Consider the following 20,482-nt stretch of genomic DNA (forward strand, 5'->3'; position numbering starts at 1 on the left):
ATTCCAGTTTCCGCTGAACTACCACACAGCGAAAGGTCTTCGGCCAATATTCGCCTGTCCTGCGTCAGGTTAGCATCAGTGTGGCTTGAGATGCTGTGCTCGTTTATCGTCGGCGCAACCAATTTGTGATACACTGGATTGCCTAGCGAACGCAGAATTCAAGCCGCGTCAAAGTGGAGGTCGAGATGAAGCTTCAGAGCACCGGATGGCATCTTAGGTTGCGTAGGGCTTTTACACTTGTCGAGCTCTTGGTGGTGCTGTTCATCATTGGGGTTCTGGTCGGCTTGTTGTTGCCTGCAGTGCAGAGCATGCGCGAGGCGGCTCGCCGGATGCAATGTCAGAACCGGCTCAAGCAGATGGCCCTCGGTTGCTTGACCTTTGAATCGACTTATAAACAACTGCCGCCCAATGGTTGGGGGTACAGCTGGGCTCCGGAGCCGGGGCGTGGCGTTGGCACTAATCAACCCGGCGGCTGGATCTACCAACTTTTGCCGTTTGTCGACCAAGACAACCTCACCCAGGTTGGAGAGGGGACTTCGGGGCAGGCTCGAGCTGGGGCGATCAAAGAGATGTTGTCGTTGCCGGTCTCAACCTTCAAGTGCCCCTCACGTCCCGGAAGTCAGCTAGGTCCGATGTCCGACGACATAGTCTACGTAAATGCTGATCGGCCTGAATTAATTTCTCGCACGGACTATGCGATTAACGAGGGGGATTATATTACCGACACCGACGCAGGGCCAGGTTCGCTAGCCGAAGGTGATAACCCGTATTATTCGTGGACCGATGTGCGGAAGGCGAGTGGGGTTTCATGGCTTCGTGGGTCGGCTCGGTTGTCGGATATTGTCGACGGCACCAGCCACACCTACCTGTGCGGCGAGAAACACGTGGCGAAGAATGGCTATTACGAGCCCGAAGATCGGGGATATGATGGGGCAATGCTTTCAGGCGTGGATCTTGACACAACTCGCTGGACCCTGAGGCCCCCTCTCCGCGACACGTTGGATGCCTACAATCATGAACGGCAATTTGGTAGTGCCCACGGGGCCATTTGTTACATGGCGATGTGTGATGGCCATGTGCAGGCCGTCAGTTTTACTGTGGATCCGCAGGTTCATCAGATCCGGGGTAGTCGGCATGACGGTCGCGTAATCACCGGCTTTTAACGCGGCAAGCGTGACATGCAAGGAACTAGTGATTTCTCTGTTCACCAGTTTCAGGTCTATCGCGGATAGAGACTGAGGCCGACACGGTAGAGGTCGATCGCAGTATTGCGGTTCTACGGATTGCGGTTCCTATCGACGCGGCGTCCGCTTTGTGCAAATCTATTCTGGTGGAGCGCACAACGACGATAACTGGGACGCTCACACAGACATGGAACGCAACCACAACCTGCACGCCGCCGAGACCGACAAACCGATCGCGGGCTTGATCAAGGATCTGAAGCAGCGCGGGATGCTGGACGAAACCTTGATCGTGTGGGGCGGCGAGTTCGGTCGTCCACCGACGGCGGAGTACGCCGAAGGCAGCGGTCGCGACCACAACGCCTACGGGTTCACGATGTGGATGGCCGGCGGCGGAACCAAGGGCGGCGTCAGCGTCGGCAAGACCGACGAACTGGGCGCGGCCGCGGTCGAGAACCGCTTCCACGTCAAGAATCTGCACGCCACGATCCTCCAGCTGATGGGCCTGGATCCCAACGCCCTGACCTATTTCTATGGCGGCCTGGATCAACGCCTGGTGGGCGTCGCCGGAGCCCAGTCGATCCCGGAAGTGATGGCGTAGGGGGCGGAGCTGGGGACGGGGCGTCAGCAGAAATCGCGATGTGAGGGTGGGCGTCCGGAATCGCGAAGCGATGGTGGTGGATAGCCTCGGATGCAATCCGAGGTGCGCGTTTGCGAAACCGGCCCGAGCAAGCGCGGGCCGCATGGAACGCGACGCGAGGGTGGGCGTCCGGAATCGCGAAGCGATGGTGGTGGATAGCCTCGGATGAAATCCGAGGTGCGCGTTTGCGATACCGGCCCGAGCAAGCGTGGGCCGTACGGATCGCGACGCGACCGTGGGCATCCGGAATCGCGAAGCGATGGTGGTTGATAGCCTCGGATGCAATCCGAGGTGTGCGTTGGCGAAAACCCGTTAAGATGCGACGCGACGGCAGGCGGAGCCTGCCGTCGCGTCGCAACTTTGGTGGGTGGTCGGCCACCTGGGATTTCATCCCAGGCTATCAACGGACATCGCTTCGCGATTGGCACACTGTCTGGGATTTCACCGCGGGCTCTCGACGGACATCGCTTCGCGACTAGCACTGCCTGGGATTCCAACGCGGGCACTCGACGGGCATCGCTTCGCGATTAAAAGCGTGCAATTGGACATGCGCTATCGATAGAATGGATGGGCGACGGCCTGGGCATTTCGAAGCAAATCTTCCATAGGGGCAACTTCTCATGTCGACTCATCACGGCATTCTGCTGCACGTTGTTTTTTCAACGAAACATCGACGTCAATGGTTGAGTCCCAAATGGCAGAAGGACATGTACGCCTACATGGGCGGAACGCTCAAACAGCACAAAGCGGTTCTGCTGAATGCCGGAGGGATTGAAGACCATGTGCACCTGTTCGTGCGTATCCATCCGTCGTTCGCGATTTCCAAAACGATCCAGATGGTCAAGGCTGGCTCGTCGCGATGGATCAACGACCTAAGCGTTTTCCGTGGAAAGTTTCAATGGCAGCGAGGCTATGGAGCGTTCTCGGTAAGCCAATCCAAGGCAGATGCTGTTCGGCTTTACGTCGACAACCAGCAAGCTCACCATCGCGGACAGACTTTTAAAGAAGAGTATCTCGCGATCCTGAACAAGCATCAGGTGCCGTTTGATCCCAAGTACGTGTTCGAAGAAGAAATCGTGGCTTGAGTGCGAAACCGGCCACGCAACCGCCGGCTGTACGGATCGCGACGCGAGGGTGGGCGTCCGGAATCGCGAAGCGATGGTGGTGGATAGCCTCGGATGAAATCCGAGGTGTGCGTTGGCGAAAACCCGTTAAGTTGCGACGCGACGGCAGGCGGAGCCTGCCGTCGCGTCGCAACTTTGGTGGGTGGTCGGCCACCTGGGATTTCATCCCAGGCTATCTACGGACATCGCTTCGCGATTAACGGGGTGCGGATCAAGCATCCGGTGCCGTTCGATTCGAAGGTCGGGTTCGAAGAAGAGATTGTGCCTTAAGCGCGAAACCGGCCTGAGCGACCGTGGGCATCCGAAATCGCGAAGCGATGGTGGTGGATAGCCTCGGATGAAATCCGAGGTGTGCGTTGGCGATACCGGCCCGAGGAAGCGTGGGCCGTACGGATCGCGACGCGAGGGTGGGTCTCCGGAATCGCGAAGCGATGGTGGTGGATAGCCTCGGATGCAATCCGAGGTGCGCGTTTGCGAAAACCCGTTTAGCTGCGACGCGACGGCAGGCGGAGCCTGCCGTCGCGTCGCAACTTTGGTGGGTGGGCGGTCGGCCACCTGGGATTCCATCCCAGGCTATCGATGGACATCGCTTCGCGATTAACGGCGTGCGGATAGAGCATCCGGTGCCGTTCGATTCGAAGTTCGGGTTCGAAGAAGAGATTGTGCCTTGAGCACGAAACCGGCCTGAGCAACCGTGGGCATCCGGAATCGCGAAGCGATGGTGGTGGATAGCCTCGGATGAAATCCGAGGTGTGCGTTGGCGAAAACCCGTTAAGATGCGACGCGACGGCAGGCGGAGCCTGCCGTCGCGTCGCAACTTTGGTGGGGGGCGGTCGGCCACCTGGGATTCCATCCCAGGCTATCTACGGACATCGCTTCGCGATTGGCAACTGCGCTATCTACGGACATCGCTTCGCGATTGGCTACCGATCCAGCGTGGATTTGCTTCGCAGGATGTGGTGGTAGTGCTGGGCGAAACGGTGGGATTCGTCGCGGACGTACTGCAGTAGCCGCAGGGCGAACGACGAACGGCTCAGCCGTAGCGGTTCGCTCTCTCCCGGCCGATAGATCTCCTCTTCTCGTTTGGCGATCGAAATCACCACCGGGGGCTGGATGTCCTGGTCGCGGAACGCGGCCATCGCAGAGTTTAACTGTCCTTTGCCGCCGTCGATCAACAAGACGTCCGGAAAAGCTTCCTGTTCGTCGGACAAGCGGCGAAAACGCCGCGAGACCGCTTCGTGGATGCTGCGGAAATCGTCGACGCCTTTGACGTCGCGGATGCGGTAACGGCGATAGCCCGGTTTGAAGGGCAGCCCGTCGATGAACTGCACCAGCGAGGCGACCGTTTCGCCGCCGCCCAGGTGCGCGATGTCCACGCCTTCGATCACTCGCGGCGTCTCTTTCAAACCCAGCACTTTGCGCAGTCCCGCCAAGCCTTTCTTGGGATCGATGTAGAAGACTTCGGGTTGGGCGTGCGTGTCCAGTTCGCCGCGCTCGTCCAGCCGCTCGAGCATTTTTAATTCGTCTCGAAGGATTGCCGCGCGTTCAAAGTCCAAGCGTTTGCTGGCCTCCAACATCTCCGCCTTCATCTCGCCCAGCAGCCGTTGCTTGCCGCCTTCGAGAAACGTCTGCAGGCGACGGATATCGCGGCGGTACGCCTCCTTGCTGATTCGCAGATTGCACGGCGCGGTGCACTGCTGGATGCTGGCCAGCAGGCACGGCCGGAACCATCGCCACTGCTCGTCCTTCTCCGAGATGTCCAGCGTGCAGGTGCGGAACTTGAAGATCCGCTGCAGCACCTGGACCGCGCCGCGCAGCGAGCCGGCACTGGTGAACGGCCCATATAACTTGACGCCCTTGTCACGCGGTTGCCGGGTGACCTCCACCCGCGGGAACTCGTCGTGCGTGGTGATCATCAGGTACGGAAAGGACTTGTCGTCTTTGAGATCGCGGTTGTAGGGCGGCTGGATGTCTTTGATCAGCCGCGACTCGGCCAGCAACGCGTCGACTTCGCTGTCGCAGGGCATGTAGTCGATGTCGGCGATCTCGCCCACCCAGTCGGCGGTGCGTTGGTCGCTCGCGGCGGCTTTGAGAAAGTAGCTGCTCGCGCGACTGCGGAGGTTCTTGGCCTTGCCAACGTAGATCACTCGGCCCGAGACGTCCTTCATCAGGTACACGCCGGGCGTCTGCGGAAACGTTTTGACCTTCACGGCCGCGCGGCGATTGCCGATCCCCACATCGCCCACCGGCGCAGCCGCCGATGGCTCTGCCGGGGCGCTGTCGGAAGTGGAGGGATCGTGGTCGGAAGAGTCGTCCGCGGGGGACGGTGAAGTGGGCGATGCGCTCATGCCCGTATTGTAGGTAACGTGGCAACGGAGAAGACAGCTCGGCTGGGACAGCCGAGCTACTATGGGGGCTCGTCTCGGCTGGGACAGCCGAGCTACTGTTTGCTAGCGGCGAAGTCGCCGGCGACGGCGATCACCAACTGGTCGGGGTCGATGTAACGCCTGACCGCTTCGTTGACCTGCTCGACGGTGAGCGCTTCGACCTGCTCTTCCAGCTCGGCGTGGTAGGCCATCGTCCGCTCGTTGAACATCGTCCGCAGCAGCAAACTGGCGACGTTGGCATCGTCGCTGCGCTGCACTCGCTGCGTTCCCAGGTAAGCCTGTTTGGCTCGTTGCAGTTCATCTTCGGTGACGCCTTCGTCGAGGATCTTCCGAATCTCCTCGCGGATCACCTCCAGCAGTTTGTCTTTGTTCTGGGGGTTGGTGATCGCGTACACGATGAAGTCCGTGCGGTCGTCTCGTTTGCGGCCGGTCACCATCGAACGGATCGTGTAGGACAGGCCTTCGCTTTGCCGGACGCGATCGGCCAGACGGCTGCTCAGCGAGCCACCGCCGAGAATAAAGTTGCCGATCACCAGGGCCGGGTACTCGGGTTCGTCGTCGCTCAGTGCGTACTGCTGCTGGGCGAACAACATGGCGTTGGATTTATCGGGCGTTTCGATCAGGTCCACCTGGCCGGGCACATCGGGATGGGCCGGTCGTCCAAAGCGTTCGTAGGGCACTTTGGCCGTCCAGTCATCCAGGATTTCCGTCCAGCGCTCGCGGGCGGCCGAGCCGTCGAAGTCGCCCACCATCACGACCTCGCCGGCCTGATTGCCGATGAATCGTTCGTACAATTCGCGGATCTCCTCGACCTGCACATCGCGATACATCTGCAGTTCTTCTTCCAGGGTGCGAACGTAGCGGACGTTGTCTTGGTCGTAGGGAGCCAGATGGCGGCGGACGCGTCGCGGGGCCAGGGCCTGGGGTTCGTTCAGCGAGGCTTCCAGGTTCGTGACGACCTGCCGCCGAATGACTTCCAGTTCTTCTTCCGCCAGCCGCGGCGAACGAATAATCTGCTCGAGCAGGTCCAGCACTTCCGGCACGAACTCGTTCTTGGTGTTGACCTGCAACTGCAGCAGGCCCGGCGTGCTGTTGACCGTCAGGTCGGCCCGCAACCGCGTCAGCTCGTCCTGCAGAGCTTGATAGTCCAGGGTTTCGGTTCCGCGGCTCATCAGCAATCCCAACAATTCCGCTGCGGCCACGCGATCCTGGAGGGTTCCTTCGGTGCCGAAGCGGAGGGCAACGCGGATGGAGACGCCACCGCCACGGGTTTTCTTGGGCAGCAGGGCGTACTGGATCCCGCCGACCAAGGAACCACGCTCGGTGCGTTGTTCGATGTTCTCCGGCGTCGGATCGAAACTTTCCCCGACCTCGATTTCACCGCGGCCCTCGTACTCGGCCAGCAGGCTCTGGAGCGAAGGCGGCGGCGGGATCGTCACGCGTTGGGTTTCGTCGCTGGGAATGTACAGCCCCACCGTGCGGTTATTGCGAGTGAAGTACTTGTTGGCGGCCGCCTGGACCAGGTCGGTAGTCACCGCTTCGACGCGGTCGCGGTACAGGAAGTACAGCCGCCAATCGCCCTGGGCGGCCCAGTTCGAGAGGGCCACGGCAATCTTGTCGCTGTCGGCGGCTTCCAGTTCGCGGTCTTTGAGGATTTGTTGTTTGGCGCGTTCGACTTCGCGATCGGTGATCGGTTGATCGGTCAAGCCTTCCTCGATGATGCGAATCAATTCGCCGCGAGCCTTTTCCAAGGACGCGTCCGGCGGCAACTGCAGCAGCGCCATGAACAGGCCGGGATCGTGGTAAGCGGTGGCTCGTGCGTAGACGTTGCTGGCCAGCCCGGATTCGACCAATTCCTGGTACAGCCGCCCGCTGGGTTCATCGGCCAGCACGTACATCAGGACCTTCATCGCCACAAAATCTTCGTGGGCGGCGGCCGGAATATGGTAAGCCGCTCCGATCCAGGGCACTTCGCCCACCCGTCTGAGGACCACGGTGCGTTCGCCGTCTTGCGGCGGTTCGGTGGTGTAGGTCTGGTCGATCGGCGTGTCGGGGGCCTCCAGCGGACCGAAGTGTTCCACGACCAGGTCCAGCGCCGCCGCGGGGTCGAATTTGCCGGCGATGATGACCATCGCATTGTCGACACGGTAATACTTGCGATAGAACTGGCGCAGTTTCAGGATCGGCACCCGTTCGATATCGCTGCGGTTGCCGATCGTGGTCTTGCCGTAGTTGTGCCATTCGTAGGCCGCCGACTGCATCCGCTGCATCAACACGCCGACCGGCGAGTTTTCCCCGCGTTCGAACTCGTTGCGAACCACGGTCATCTCGCTGGCCAAGTCCTCGCCGCGAATGAAGCTGTTGACCAAGCGATCGGCCTCGAGCCGCAGGGCGAATTCCAGATTGTCTTCGCTGGCGGGCAGCGTTTCGTAGTAATTCGTGCGGTCGACCGACGTGGTGCCGTTGAATTTGGCGCTGCGGTCCTGCAAGACTTGGGGAATCTGCGGATGCGTGGGCGTGCCCTTGAACAGCATGTGTTCCAGCAGGTGCGCCATCCCGGCTTCGCCGTAGCCTTCGTGCCGCGAACCGACGAACACGGTCATGTTCACCGTAACGAGATCTTTCGATGGATCGGGAAACAGCAGCACGCGCAAACCGTTCTCCAAACGGTATTCCGATATGCCCTCGATCTGGGTGACCTTCATGGGTTCCTCTTGAGCGTATAGATTTGAAGCCGACACCAGGCTCGCCAGCAGCAGCAACGCCAGCAGGCACACTGGAGCAACGATGCGTGCTGGGGCAACAGCGAACAGCGAACTTCCCAACTTGCGACGATCCATATCGGTCTCCCTAGGTTTCCAGTTTCCAGCAGCGGCAATCGCGGGCGAGGGCAATTGCAAAGCACGTCGGCATGGCTTCCACACCCTCCTGCCGCGGCGCGGGAGGGTGTTGCACAAACCCATCGGGTGTTGCGCAAACCCACAATGCGACGTGCGTAGGGGTGATTGTATCGCTCCGTCCAGCTTCGCCACACCCGCCGCACACCCGTCGCGGCGAACCAATAATCAGGTCTCAAAGCAGGTACGATGGATGAATCAACAGCCCAGCGGTTGGTATCGCGTTTGCGATGCCGACGCGGTCGCGGAGGAGCAGGCCGCGGAATTCGTGGTCGAAGGCCAAGTCATCGCCTTGTTTCGCCACCAACAACAGTGGTATGCGCTCGATGCGATGTGCGCCCACCAGGGCGGTCCGCTGGCCAAGGGCACCGTCGCCCACGGCTGTGTGACCTGTCCCTGGCACGGGTGGCAGTACGAACTGGCCAGCGGCCGACAGACGATCCACAACCAGAAACTGATCGAAACCTATCCGGCCGAGCAGCGTGGCGAGGCGGTATGGATCCAGTTACAACCCGCACAATCCGAAACGGAGAATTCTCATGAGTAGCGACCCTTACGGTGCTCGTCTGGAAACAGCCATCGCCGCCGCTCGCCGCGGCGCCGACGAATTGATACAGCGCCGAACCAGCCACACGGTTTCCGAGAAAGCTCCGAAAGACCTGGTCACCGATGCCGACCTGGCCAGCCAGCAAGCGATCCGCCAAACCCTGACCGAAGCCTTTCCCGGCGACGCGTTCGTGGGCGAAGAGAACGGCGAGAACGACCCACCGGAGTCGGTCCGGCGTGGCGATGCCGATGCTCCGCCGTGCTGGATCGTCGACCCGCTCGATGGAACCGTCAATTACGTGCACGGCTTGCCGGGCTATGCCGTTTCGATCGGGCTGTTCGCCGAGGGCCAGCTGCAACTGGGCGTGATTTTGGATCCGGGCAGCGGCGAATTGTTCACGGCCCGCCGCGGCCAGGGCGCCCACCTGAACGGCCAGAGCATCAAGACCAGCGACTGCGGCGAGCTGTCAGAAGCCCTCTTGGTATGTAGCTTTGCCACGCGCGTCGCCAAGGACAGCCAGGAGGTGAAGAGTTTTGTCAACATGCTGGGCCGCTGCCGGGCGATCCGCCGCTTGGGCTCCTGCGCCCTGAATCTGTGCTATGTGGCCGCGGGCCGCCTGGATGGCTACTGGGCCAGCTGCGTCAAGAGCTGGGATGCGGCGGCGGGCCTTATCATCGCCGAAGAAGCCGGTGCCGACGTCACTCGTATCGATGGCACCGAACTGAGTGTCTGGGACCCCCAGTTCAACGTGGCAGCCGGCGCTGGCCTGAGGCAACAGATGAGCGACGTGCTGGTGGCCGAGGACTGATCGACGGGCCGTTTCGCCGCTGGTGCGTTCGCCTCGGCCAATCCAGCTGTTACAATCGCACGTTCGCAATCGCTTTCGATCTTCGCCCCCCATCAGTACTTTCCTGGTCCTTTCCCAACGGAGCTTTCCCATGATGCGCATCAGCTTGACGATCTTGACCGCTGCCGCCCTGTTTTGCCTTCCGGTCGGTGCCGACGAGGACGCCGCAACGGCAGCGCAAGGCAAGACGATCGAAGTCTTCGACGTGGGCACGATCACCACGCCGGGCCAGTGGAAGAGCGTGCGGCCCAAGGTGAACATCATCCAGCACGAATTCGCCGCGACCAGCAAAGAGGTCGACGTGCCGGCCCGCGTGACGATGATGGCGGCCAGCGGATCGGTCGACGCCAATATCGATCGCTGGAAGGGCCAGTTCAGCATCGCCGGCGAGGACGCGGTCAAACAGGAAACCAAGAAGCTCGACGGCGTGACCCTGCATCTGGTGGAACTCGACGGCACCTACAGCGAACGCATGGGCGGCCCGTTTGCCGGTGGACGCGTCGTCAAGCGAGAGGATTACGCGATGAACGGAGCGATCCTGGTCGATGAGAAGGGACGCAAGTTCTTTATCAAAATGATCGGGCCGGCCAAAGTCGTGAAGGCCAACCGCGAAGCCTTCGCAAAGATGGTCAAAGGCTTCGAAGCCAAATAAACTTGCACGAGCCCGACGCGGGCTTTTGTGTTTTCCTCTGAGGATTCCCCGTTAGATGAACATCCAGAGTTTTCTCGAGCACCATGGCGTCCAACGCAACCCCTTTGCCGAGGAGGACGCCCAGACCGATCCGGTGTTCAAGGAACACTGCATCCTCAGCGCCTATCATCCGGTCTGGGACAAGGTGTACGGGGATCCCTCGGAACCGGCCACGGCGATTGTCTTCGGCCCCAAGGGATCGGGCAAAACGGCCATGCGGCTGCAGATCGATCGCCATCTGGCGGCCTACAACCGCGAGCATCCCCATCGCCGCGTCTATGTGATCCGCTACGACGACTTCAATCCGTTCCTGGATCACTTTTGCGAACGCCTCCGTTGGCGGCGATCCAAGAAGCCCGAGCGAGTCTTGGAAGCTTGGCGGTTGTGGGACCACATGGACGCCATCCTGTGCCTCGGCACGACCCAGTTGATCGACCAGGCCCTGGCCTCCGACGAGGAACAAGCCGTGGCGAACGAGGACTCGCCGATGCTCAGCGAGACCCGCGTTCACGGCGATGACCTGCGGAAGCTGGATCGCACGACCGCGCGCGATCTGTTGCTGTTGGCCTGCTGCTACGACCAATCCACCGCGTCGTCCTTTACCGGCCGCTGGGAACAGTTTCGCCGCAAACTGGGCTATTCGAACTGGTACGTGCAGTGGGACCTGTGGCTGGGCGTGATCGCGTCGCTGTTGGCCGTTTTGCTGGTCGGATACCTGTTCCGGACCGATCGCATGCCGTGGCAGACGGCCGCGTGGGTGGTCCCGCTGTTGTGTGTCATCGGCTTTGCTCCCTACCTGTGGCGTTGGTTTCGATGCCAGCGGTTGGCGATGGGCGTGCGGCGGCACATGCGGGTGGGAAAACGCGAGGTCGGCTCGCTGCGAAAAGTCCTGATGCGGATCCCACCCACCGAACTGGCCAGCCAACCGCTGCCGCGTTTCAACCGCACCGATGATCGGTTCGAATTGCTGACCAAGCTGCAGATGGCCACCCGCAAACTGGGCTTTGTCGGCACGATCGTGCTGTTGGATCGCGTGGACGAGCCGCACATGACCGGAGGCAAGCCAGAGCTGATGCGGCGTTTTGTCTGGCCGCTGCTGGACAACAAACTGCTGAAACATCCCGGGCTGGGGCTGAAGATGATGCTGCCCCAGGAACTGCACCGCGACATCGAACGCGAATCGACGGAGTTTCACGAACGGGCACGGCTGGACAAACAGAACGTGATCCCGGCGTTTGCTTGGACCGGGGAATCGCTGTACGACCTGGCCCGGGCTCGCATGATGGCCTGTGCCGCCGAAGGCCGCTCGCCCGAACCCAAAGAGTTGTTCGACGAACAGATCGGTTACACACGCCTGTTGGCCGTGTTTCAGTCGCTTCGCGTTCCTCGGCACCTGTTTCGTTTTCTCTACCGCGTGCTGGTCGAACACTGCAACAAGTACAGCGACGCCGAGCCGAAGTACGCGATCGATTCGCAGACGTTCGAGTCGGTGTTGGCGGTGTACCTGCGAGACGCGGAGTCGTCGGTATAGGCGATCGCAGCACCGCGTTCCTGGCCGACCGGTGCCGCCAGGACGAACTGATGGACCAGCCCGGCATCGCGCCCGACGTGCACCATGGCGCGCTCCAGGGTCTGTCGCGGATCAATCGATTCAGCGGCACGGTGGGGGCCATCTGGAAACCGATTGCGGAAACGCAGCAACGCCTCGGGCGACCGCTGCGGGTTTTGGATGTAGCCTGCGGTGGCGGCGATCTGGCGATCTCGCTGGCCCGGCGCGGCTCGCGTCGCGGCGTGCCCTTGGAAGTTGCCGGCTGTGACCTCAGCGACGTCGCCATCGACTACGCTCGTCAAAATGCCGCGCGGCAAGCCGTAGCGGCAAACTTCTTTCGCGCCGACGTGCTCGCCCAACCGCTGCCCGCCGGCTACGACGTGATCTGCAGCTCGCTGTTCTTGCATCACTTGGAAACCGACGACGCCGCGAACCTGCTGCGCGGGATGCACGCGGCCGGTCCGCAGTTAATCCTAATCAGCGACCTGTTGCGAACGCGTCTGGGGTATGTGCTGGCGTGGACGGGGTGCCGAGTGTTGACGCGCAATCGACTCTGCCGCATCGATGGACCCCTGTCGGTGCGAGCGGCGTTCCGCGTGGCCGAAGTGGTTGACCTGGTCGCACAATGTGGGCTGAGCGGTGCGCGGGTCGAGAAGCGATGGCCCGAACGATTTTTATTGGTTTGGGAAGCTTCGCCATGAATGCCGTCGAGACGATTCCCGCGACCGCGAGTGTGCAGCAAGCCGCCCAGAACGTGTGGGACGTGATCGTCGTGGGCGCAGGCCTGGCCGGGTGTGCCGCGGCGCTGCAGCTGGCCCGCCGCGGGCACCGCGTCTTGCTGGTCGATCGAGCCGGTTTTCCGCGAGAAAAGGTTTGCGGGGCGTGCTTGAACGGTGACGCCCTCACGGCTCTGGAACAGTTGGGGCTGAGCGGCCGGCTGCGCAAAATCGGCGGGGTCCGCCTGGATCGTTTCCGGCTGGCCAGCGGCGGGCGCCGGTTGCAGTTGGGTCTGCCCGAGGGCTTGGCGATCGCCCGCAGTCGCCTGGACAGTATGTTGCTGCGAGCGGCGATGGAGGCCGGAGCGAGGTTTCTGGCACCGGTCAGCGTGCGAATTCAACCTGCCGAGGACGACGACCGGGCCGCTTGCCGGAGCGTGCGGACGGCGGACGGAAAGCAGACGTTCAGCGCCAGGACGCTTGTCGTCGCTACGGGGCTGGGCAGTCAGGTACAGGTGGACCAGCCGCCAACTCGCGTGGCCATCGATCGGCACTCGCGGATCGGTCTGGGCACGCAGTGCCGCGGCGTGCAGACCTGGTACCAGCCCGGCACGATCTATATGGCCGTGGGCCCAGAAGGCTATGTGGGCTTGAGCCTCGTGGAACAGGATACGGTCAATGTGGCGGCGGCCGTCGATCGAGCGGCGCTGCAAGCGGCTTCGCCGGAGGTGGTTTGTGAATCCATTCTGAAATCGTCCGGCATGCCGGTGCCGCAAGGCTGGCAGACTCACCCCTGGCAGGGGACCCCTGCGCTGACCCGCCGCCGGCCGCTGTGCGCTTCGCATCGGCTGTTCTTCGTCGGCGACGCCCAAGGGTATGTCGAACCGTTTACCGGCGAAGGCATGGCCTGGGCGCTGCGCGGCGGACGCGCGGTGGTGGACGTGGTCGAGCGGGGCTTGGAAAGCTGGCATCCGGAACTGCCGCAGCGGTGGACCGCGACCGTGCAAACGTTGATCCGGCGGCGACAGCGGGTTTGTCGCGCCCTGGCGTGGGGTTTGCGTCATCCGCGACTGGTTCGGACGGCCATGGGGGTCATCCAGCAATGTCCAGCGCTTGGCGACCGAGTGGTGCGACGACTCAATCAGGAAGTACAGGTATGAATTGTGCCATCGTAGGACTCGGCACCGCACTTCCCCGGCTGACGATTTCGCAACAGGAATCGCTGACGCTGACCCAGGATGTGGTCTGCGAGGACGAACGACAGCGGCGCTTGGTCGCCGTGTTGTATCGCCGCTCGGGGGTTCGGAATCGACACATCGTGGTGCCCTGGCAGACCGGGTACGAGTGGAGCCGGATGAACCCGGAGTCGGGCCGCGGTGCGGGAACCGCGCTGAGGATGCAGACCTTTGCCCAGCACGCTCCACCCCTGGCCGAGAGCGCCTGCCGCCAAGCTCTGGAACAGGCCGGGGCCGGCGGCGGCGAAATCACTCACCTGGTGACCATCTCCTGCACCGGATTCGTGTCTCCCGGCATCGACGCTCACTTGATCGACGCCCTCGATCTTCCGCCCACGGTCGAGCGCGTGCAGGTCGGTTTCATGGGTTGCCATGGTGCGATCAATGGCATCCGCGTCGCCCAAGGTCTGCTAGCCGCGAACCCTGGGGCGACGGTGTTGCTGTGCGCGGTGGAGCTGTGCAGTTTGCACTACCGCATGAACTGGGATGAAGAAGCCATTGTCGGCAATGCGTTGTTCGCCGACGGGGCCGCTGCGTTGGTCCTGCGCGGCAGTGAGGGCGGTCACGCCGTGGTGCGAGACACCGCGTCCTGCTGGATCCCCGATTCGGCCGAGCAGATGTCTTGGCAGGTGGGCGACCACGGGTTCGACATGCGGCTCTCGGCCGAGATTCCCGGATCCATCGAACAGCATCTCGCGCCGTTCATCGAGCGTTGGATCGGCGAACACGGTCTGAGTCTTTCCGATGTCGGAGACTGGATCGTGCACCCTGGAGGCCCCAAGATCCTCGATGCGGCGGAGCACGCGTTGGCCCTGAGCAGTGATCGCTTAGAACCCTCACGCGAGGTGCTGCGGGAGTGCGGCAACATGTCTTCGCCGACCGTCCTGTTCATCCTCCAGCGGTTGCTCGACCGATCCAGCGAATCCAAGCGGCCGCGGGTCATCTTGGGCTTCGGACCCGGCCTCGTCGCCGAAGCCGTGCTGTTGATGTAGTAAGCCGTTTAGACGCTAAGCACGTCGCAACATTTGATTCGGCTTTACTCTCCCTCTGGGAGAGTCGGGCTCTTAGGCCCGGAGAGGGTTTTCGTAGGGCCCTTCCCGGGCCTAAGAGCCCGACCCTCCCGCTGCGCGGGAGGGTGTTGTCGCGGGGTTTCACCGAAAGATTCATGCCGACGTGCTTAGCCTCGGTTTCGGCATCAGATAATTGGGGCTATCAACCGGGATTATCGCCCCAACGGCTCAAGTAATGCTCACGGGGCGTTCAGCAACGTTTCGATCGTCTCGAGCAACACGTCCAGCTCGACGGGCTTGGTGTGGTAGTCGTTGCAACCGGCCTCGAGGGCTCGTTGGCGGTCGCCCTCCATGGCGTGGGCGGTCAGGGCGATGACGGGCACGTCGATACCCTGCTGGCGAAGCTGGCGAGTGGCGTCCCAGCCGTCCAGCTCGGGCATGTTCATATCCATCAGGATGACGTCCGGCGAATCGTCGCTGGCCAGCTGGATTCCTTGGCGGCCGCCGTCGGCGCTGATGACGTCGAAACCGCGTCGTTGCAGGCGTCGAGCGAGCACGTCGCGGTTGTCTTCGTTGTCGTCGATGATCAGTATTCTAGGCATGTCCGCTTCCTGATTCGCTTGATCCGGGCTGTGGCGAGCGCTCGGGCTGTGGCGTGGGCTCGGCATGTGGCGATGATGCTCTTTCCTGGTCGCTCTGGCAAGGCGTCGACGCCGCACCGGGCTGTGCGGTGCGGCCGGTCAACGTGTTCACCAGCCGACGCACCTCGTCCAGCACGCGGTTACGGCTCAGCGAACCCTTCTCGATCACCCGTTCGACGCCCCCGGTCAGCCGCTGGTGCTCTTCGGGACTGAGGTCCTTGGACGTCAGCACGATTACCGGGATGTCTCGCCAGGGCGGATGTTGCTGGAGCGAGTGGAGGAAATCGAAGCCGTCCATCTCAGGCATCATCAGGTCCAGCAGGATGACCGAGGGAGGACGCAGACGCACGGCGTCCAGTCCATGCCGGCCGTGCTCCGCCTCGACCACCTCCCAGCCCTCGGCGGCCAACGTCTTGTTGAGCGCCCGCCGCGTGGCGTCGTCGTCGTCGACCACCAACACCGTGCCCTCCCCTTGCCCGATGTAACGCCGCAGCAGCTCTACCAGCTTGCTGCGGTCCAGCGGTTTGACCACGTACTCCGCCGCACCCAACATGTATCCCAAATCCCGATCGTCGCGAATCGATTGCAGGATGACCGGCGTCTGACACAGTTGGGGATCGGACTTTAGGGCCGAAAGCACCGCCCAGCCATCGACCTTGGGCATCATCAGGTCCAGCAAAATTAAATCCGGTCGATGCTGGCGAGCTCGTTGCAGGCCTTCTTCGCCGTCGGCGGCGGTCAGCGGCCGAATCCCTTCGGCGATCAACACCCGCGAAAGGATGTCCCGCACCGCCGCGTCGTCATCGATGACCAAAACCGTCTTGACCGCTGACGACGTGGTCTTTGCGTCGGTCGCAATCGAATCCGCTGCGGCGGTCGAATCGATGGCGGTGTCCGGCGTCGCATCCGCTGCATCGGCAGTAGGCGTCGCAGCATCGGAAGAGGTCGCAGCGGCGGAGGAAGTCGCGGCGGCGGAAGAGGTCGCAGCGGCGGCCGCTGCGTCCTGGGGAGCGTCTTCCGGTGAGCGCTGGGTCGGCGGAAGGTCGGGGATGTGGACGGTGAAGGTCGTGCCCTGCTCCAGTACGCTGTCCACCTCGACGCGGCCGTTCATCAGTTCGGTAAAGCGGCGGATGATGGCCAGCCCCAGGCCGGTTCCGCCGTACTTGCGCGACGTCGACGCATCGGCTTGCATAAAGGGTTGGAACAATCGATCCATCTGCTCCGTCGTCATCCCGATGCCCGTATCGCGGACGCGGAAGACCAAACTGGATGTCGAGGCATCGCGGGCCAGTTGCAGGGTGATCGTGCCTTGTTCGGTAAACTTGCACGCGTTGGACAGCAGGTTGAACAGCACTTGGCGAAGTTTCGTGGCGTCGCCCCGAATGGTTTGAACGTCGGGATCCAGTTGTACTTGCAATCGATTCTGGTTCTTCTCGACCATCGGTTCGATGGTCGCGGTGACTTCCTCGACCAGTTTGCGGACGTCAAACGGTTCCAGGAACAATTCCATCTTGCCGGCTTCGATCTTCGACAGGTCCAGCAAACCGTTGACCAATTCCAGAAGGTGTTTGCCGGCGCCGCGAATGCGTTTTAGGTCCGGAATGAAGTCGGGCTGGTTCAAGTCTTCGGCTTCTTCGCTGAGCAGTTCGCTGTACATGATGACGGCGTTCAGCGGCGTGCGCAGCTCATGACTCATGTTGGCCAGGAACTGGGTCTTGGATTCGTTGGCCGCTTCGGCGGCATCTTTGGCCATCTGCAATTCCTGCTGGGAACGCAGGCGGCCGGTGATATCGGTAAAGGTGACCACCGCACCGTCCACTTCATCGTCTTCCAGCAAAGGAAAGGAACTGTACTCGACCGGTACCGGTTTGCCATCGAGTCGCCAGAACACCTCGTCGTCCACGCGGCAGCCGTCACCGGTCGTGGTGGCACGGTAGATCGGGCAATCGTCCAGCGGATACGCTTCACCATCGGCTCGGGTGTGATGGACCAACTCGTGCATCGAACGGCCGAGGAAATCTTCGGGCTGGCCGCCCAGGACAATGGCCCCGGCACGATTCATGAACGTACAGGTGCCCTGTTTGTCGATTCCATAGATCCCTTCGCCGGTCGATTCCAGCAGGCGTTCGTTGTAGCGCGCCAAAGCGATGATCTCGCGCGACTGTTTGTGGCGTTCGATTGCCGAACGCCGCTGCATCGACCAGAGTCGGCGGAGCAGAAAGTAGGTGCCCAGAACCAATCCGCAACCGACCATGGTCGAGGCCAACAACATCAATCGGGTCTGCCCCCACTGGCGTTCGCGACGGGCGATCCGGGCGGCCAGTTGTTCGTCTTCGGCGTCGCGAATCTCGCGGATCAAAGCTCGGATCGCGGCCATTTCCTGTGTTTCCGCGTTCAGCAGCAGGACTTCCTGCACGCTGTCCGGCTGCGGGGCATCGCGAAACGATACGAACGTACGCATCAGATCGATCTTTGGCTGGATCAGGTTGCTCAGCCGCGTGACCCGGGCTTGTTGCTGTGGGTTATCGACCGTCAGACTTTCCAGATCGGCGTGCCGAGCGAGGACTTTATCGATGGCGTCGTCGAACTGGGTGCGGTACACCGGATCGCTGGACAATAGGTATCCTCGGCCGGCCGATTCCGCTTCGCTGAGGTCCGCTAGGATGCCTTCGATGGTCGCCAGAACGGTACGCGTGTGCGATACCGCTTCGGCCGCGGCGGCGGCGTGACGCAGGTTGCGGTACGTGATCGCGGCGCTACCGAGTAGGACCAACAGCACCAACGCCAGCGCGGCCGGACCGAACCAGCGAAGCGTGCGAGACCGCCGAAGCGAAGGTTCATGGTGCGGCATGGTCTTCCCGTAGACCTTGGATCTGGTGAGTCGTTTGCGTCAGCGATGTGGTCAGGTAGCTGGCACCGACCTCACGCACTTTGACCAGCAGGCTGTCGTAGTCTTTGACCTTGCCCAGGTACGCGACCATGATGTGCACCTCGGGACAGCGTTGATGGATTTCGCGGCACATGTATTTGACCTGCGGAAGGCCGCCAGGCGGCAGGACCGCCAACACGACCACCTGTGGTTGCCACTGGGCAATCTGGGTGAGCGCTTTGCTGGGCAGGATCCGAGTCGTGCACGAGCGGACCTCGTAATCCTGTTCCAGCAGCCGCTCCAGCATCGCCAACGCGACCTCTTCGGATTCGTGATGCACCGGGTAGCCATACACCCGCGGTCGAGGCGCGTCGGGTCGGCTTTCCGGATCCGCCGTCGACGCCGTGTCAGCCGTCTCTTCGCCTGCGGTCGTGCTGGACGGAGAGGTCGTGCTTGCGGGGGCGTCAACCGCGGTCGGCTGGACAGCCACGACCGAACTGGCCGATTGCAGATTGCCTGCGCCGGCTGGCGCCGCCGCCGGTCGGGGCGAAGCGGCCGTTTCGAATGCAGCGGGTTGGGACGAGTCGTTCGAGTTGCCTTCGGCCGCTTGCGGTTCGGCGGGCAGCTGGCGGATCGCCTCGCGAGTCGACTGCCAGATAAAGTGCTCTTCTTCCGAAGTGATGGATTCTTTCGAGCGTTCCAGACGCGTCCACGCCAAGGCGGGCAGCAGAACTTCGTCGAAGGCTCGCGAGCGTCCAAAGGTGTCGACATAGCGCTGAAACACACGGCCCGCTTCGGCCGCATCGCCCGCCAGCAGACGCTGGAAGAATTGCAGCCGGGCATCCAGCACCGGTTGCTCGGCCAACAGCACTTTCAAAGAACGCAGATGTGGCAGGTGTTGTCCCATGACGACCAAACACACCGTCAGCGGCGTGGACAATAACAATCCGATCGGACCCCAGATCCACGCCCAGAACAGCGCCGCGATCAGCAAGGCGATCGGAGTCAAGCCGGTGGTTTTTCCGAACAGGATCGGTTCGATGATGTTGGATGTGACCAGTTCCGAAGTCACAAAGAACACCAACACCGCGATCGGCTGGCCCCAGCCGCTGGAGGTGGCAAAGCTGACCAACAAGGGAAACAGAACCGAAGCGGGGCTGCCGAGAAACGGAATAAATCGCAGGCACAGCGTCAGAAAGCCCCAGAGAGGCGCGTAGGGCACGCCCAACAGGTACAGCCCCAGACCGAACCACAACCCGAACGCGGCGTTGACCAGCATCAGATTCAACAGGTACTTGCTGACCCGTTCGGCCGTGTCCCGCATCAGTCGCGTGGTTCCCGTCAGGGCGGCGTCGCCCATCAACGAGATCATGCGGTAGCGGACATCCTCGCGGCGGAACAACAAAAACATGACCAGCACGACGACCAGGGCCGCCGTGGCCAGAGGTTCGACGATCGGCAGCAGGATATCGATCGCCGACGTGAATGTGCTCTCTCGCTCGGCCGCAACAACGATCGGCGCAGGCGGGGTGGCCGGTGCGGGCGGTTCGACGCCGACTTCGTAAACTACCGGAAGCTCCGCCGGGTCCGCGTCGGCGTTCTCTGCCGAAGCGGCCGACGGCTCCTCTTCGGACAGCAGTTCGCGAAACATCTCCGACAGCCGTCCGTAGGTGGAGCCTTCGTCTACCTTCAGCGCCGAGAGTTTCGCTTGGATCTCGTTTTTGTGATTGGGCAGCTCGGCCGCCAAGCTGGTGGCCTGTGAGACCAATGCCCAAATCGCCATGGCAATGATCGCAAAAGCCAATCCGGTGGCCAACAGCACCGCGGGCGTCCGGCTCAGGCGCCAGCCTTCCAAAACGTCCACCAGGGGCGTCAGGATGAAAGCCAACAGGACGCTAAGAGCCACCGGGATCAGTACCGGTTTGCCGAAGTACAGCAGCAGCATCACCATCAAGATCGTAGCCAGCGTGAAAAACACGCGAGCGATCATCGAGGTCGATTGGGGGCGGAGCAATTGCGAGGACTCGGCGAGAGAAGCCTAAACGACCATCAAAAACGGGACGCATGCCCAAGAACTGCGGACATGGTCCCGGTCAATACTGCGGGTAGCCGACGAAGCGGCCTGCTGGGTAACCGCACGAGCGGGCG

General features: G+C 62.1%; 14 protein-coding genes and 1 pseudogene. 10 read left to right on the top strand and 5 right to left on the bottom strand.

Annotated features, from left to right (window positions below; genetic code table 11):
* Positions 1-185: 185 nt before the first annotated feature.
* From GE027_RS10635 to tnpA, 3 genes and pseudogenes are all read left to right on the top strand, one after another.
* Entirely contained in the window at positions 186-1,163 is a 978-nt protein-coding gene (locus GE027_RS10635; RefSeq protein WP_153557213.1) for a DUF1559 family PulG-like putative transporter, read from the top strand.
* A 133-nt stretch (positions 1,164-1,296) separates the two neighbouring features.
* Positions 1,297-1,782, top strand: a pseudogene (locus GE027_RS10640) (DUF1501 domain-containing protein); the annotation flags it as partial.
* 659 nt (positions 1,783-2,441) lie between these two features.
* On the top strand, positions 2,442-2,906 hold the full coding sequence (gene tnpA, locus GE027_RS10645) for an IS200/IS605 family transposase (RefSeq protein WP_153557174.1): 465 nt from the start codon (positions 2,442-2,444) through the stop codon (positions 2,904-2,906).
* 962 nt (positions 2,907-3,868) lie between these two features.
* Here tnpA and GE027_RS10650 read toward each other — a convergent pair.
* Positions 3,869-5,293 (bottom strand): excinuclease ABC subunit UvrC, encoded by a 1,425-nt coding sequence (locus GE027_RS10650; RefSeq protein WP_153557175.1) that lies wholly within the window; start codon positions 5,291-5,293, stop codon positions 3,869-3,871.
* Positions 5,294-5,385: 92 nt separating this feature from the next.
* Positions 5,386-8,172, bottom strand: coding sequence for a M16 family metallopeptidase (locus GE027_RS10655; protein WP_153557176.1), 2,787 nt, complete (start codon positions 8,170-8,172; stop codon positions 5,386-5,388).
* A gap of 250 nt (positions 8,173-8,422) precedes the next feature.
* Between GE027_RS10655 and GE027_RS10660 the strand changes: the two genes are divergently transcribed.
* The 7 genes from GE027_RS10660 to GE027_RS10690 all read left to right on the top strand — a co-directional run bounded on the left by GE027_RS10660 (position 8,423) and on the right by GE027_RS10690 (position 14,806).
* Entirely contained in the window at positions 8,423-8,776 is a 354-nt protein-coding gene (locus GE027_RS10660; RefSeq protein ID WP_153557177.1) for a Rieske (2Fe-2S) protein, read from the top strand.
* Positions 8,769-9,584 (top strand): inositol monophosphatase family protein, encoded by an 816-nt coding sequence (locus GE027_RS10665; RefSeq protein WP_153557178.1) that lies wholly within the window; start codon positions 8,769-8,771, stop codon positions 9,582-9,584. Before GE027_RS10660 ends, GE027_RS10665 begins: the two co-directional genes overlap by 8 nt.
* 130 nt (positions 9,585-9,714) lie before the next feature.
* A complete protein-coding gene (locus GE027_RS10670; RefSeq protein ID WP_153557179.1) occupies positions 9,715-10,275 on the top strand; it encodes a hypothetical protein in 561 nt (186 codons plus the stop codon).
* Positions 10,276-10,330: 55 nt separating this feature from the next.
* Positions 10,331-11,845 carry a TrbC/VirB2 family protein gene (locus GE027_RS10675; protein WP_153557180.1) on the top strand — a complete coding sequence of 505 codons (1,515 nt, stop codon included), beginning with the start codon at positions 10,331-10,333 and terminating at the stop codon, positions 11,843-11,845.
* A gap of 50 nt (positions 11,846-11,895) precedes the next feature.
* Positions 11,896-12,564, top strand: a complete 669-nt coding sequence (locus GE027_RS10680) for a methyltransferase domain-containing protein (RefSeq protein ID WP_153557181.1) — start codon at positions 11,896-11,898, stop codon at positions 12,562-12,564.
* A complete protein-coding gene (locus tag GE027_RS10685) occupies positions 12,561-13,739 on the top strand; it encodes an NAD(P)/FAD-dependent oxidoreductase (RefSeq protein WP_162006675.1) in 1,179 nt (392 codons plus the stop codon). The genes GE027_RS10680 and GE027_RS10685 overlap by 4 nt, the downstream gene beginning before the upstream one ends.
* The gene (locus tag GE027_RS10690; RefSeq protein WP_153557183.1) at positions 13,736-14,806 is read left to right on the top strand and encodes a type III polyketide synthase; all 1,071 of its coding nucleotides are present in this window, start codon (positions 13,736-13,738) and stop codon (positions 14,804-14,806) included. The genes GE027_RS10685 and GE027_RS10690 overlap by 4 nt, the downstream gene beginning before the upstream one ends.
* 257 nt (positions 14,807-15,063) lie before the next feature.
* Here GE027_RS10690 and GE027_RS10695 read toward each other — a convergent pair whose 3' ends face one another.
* From GE027_RS10695 to GE027_RS10705, 3 genes are read right to left on the bottom strand one after another with little or no spacing between them, the layout of a single operon-like run.
* Positions 15,064-15,426 (bottom strand): response regulator, encoded by a 363-nt coding sequence (locus tag GE027_RS10695; RefSeq protein WP_153557184.1) that lies wholly within the window; start codon positions 15,424-15,426, stop codon positions 15,064-15,066.
* Positions 15,419-18,316 (bottom strand): response regulator, encoded by a 2,898-nt coding sequence (locus tag GE027_RS10700; RefSeq protein ID WP_153557185.1) that lies wholly within the window; start codon positions 18,314-18,316, stop codon positions 15,419-15,421. The genes GE027_RS10695 and GE027_RS10700 overlap by 8 nt, the downstream gene beginning before the upstream one ends.
* Positions 18,303-20,324: an AI-2E family transporter gene (locus GE027_RS10705; protein WP_153557186.1), complete on the bottom strand. Its 2,022-nt coding sequence runs from the start codon at positions 20,322-20,324 to the stop codon at positions 18,303-18,305. Before GE027_RS10705 ends, GE027_RS10700 begins: the two co-directional genes overlap by 14 nt.
* Positions 20,325-20,482: the final 158 nt, after the last annotated feature.

Source organism: Roseimaritima sediminicola (genome assembly GCF_009618275.1).
Taxonomy (GTDB): Bacteria; Planctomycetota; Planctomycetia; order Pirellulales; family Pirellulaceae; genus Roseimaritima; species Roseimaritima sediminicola.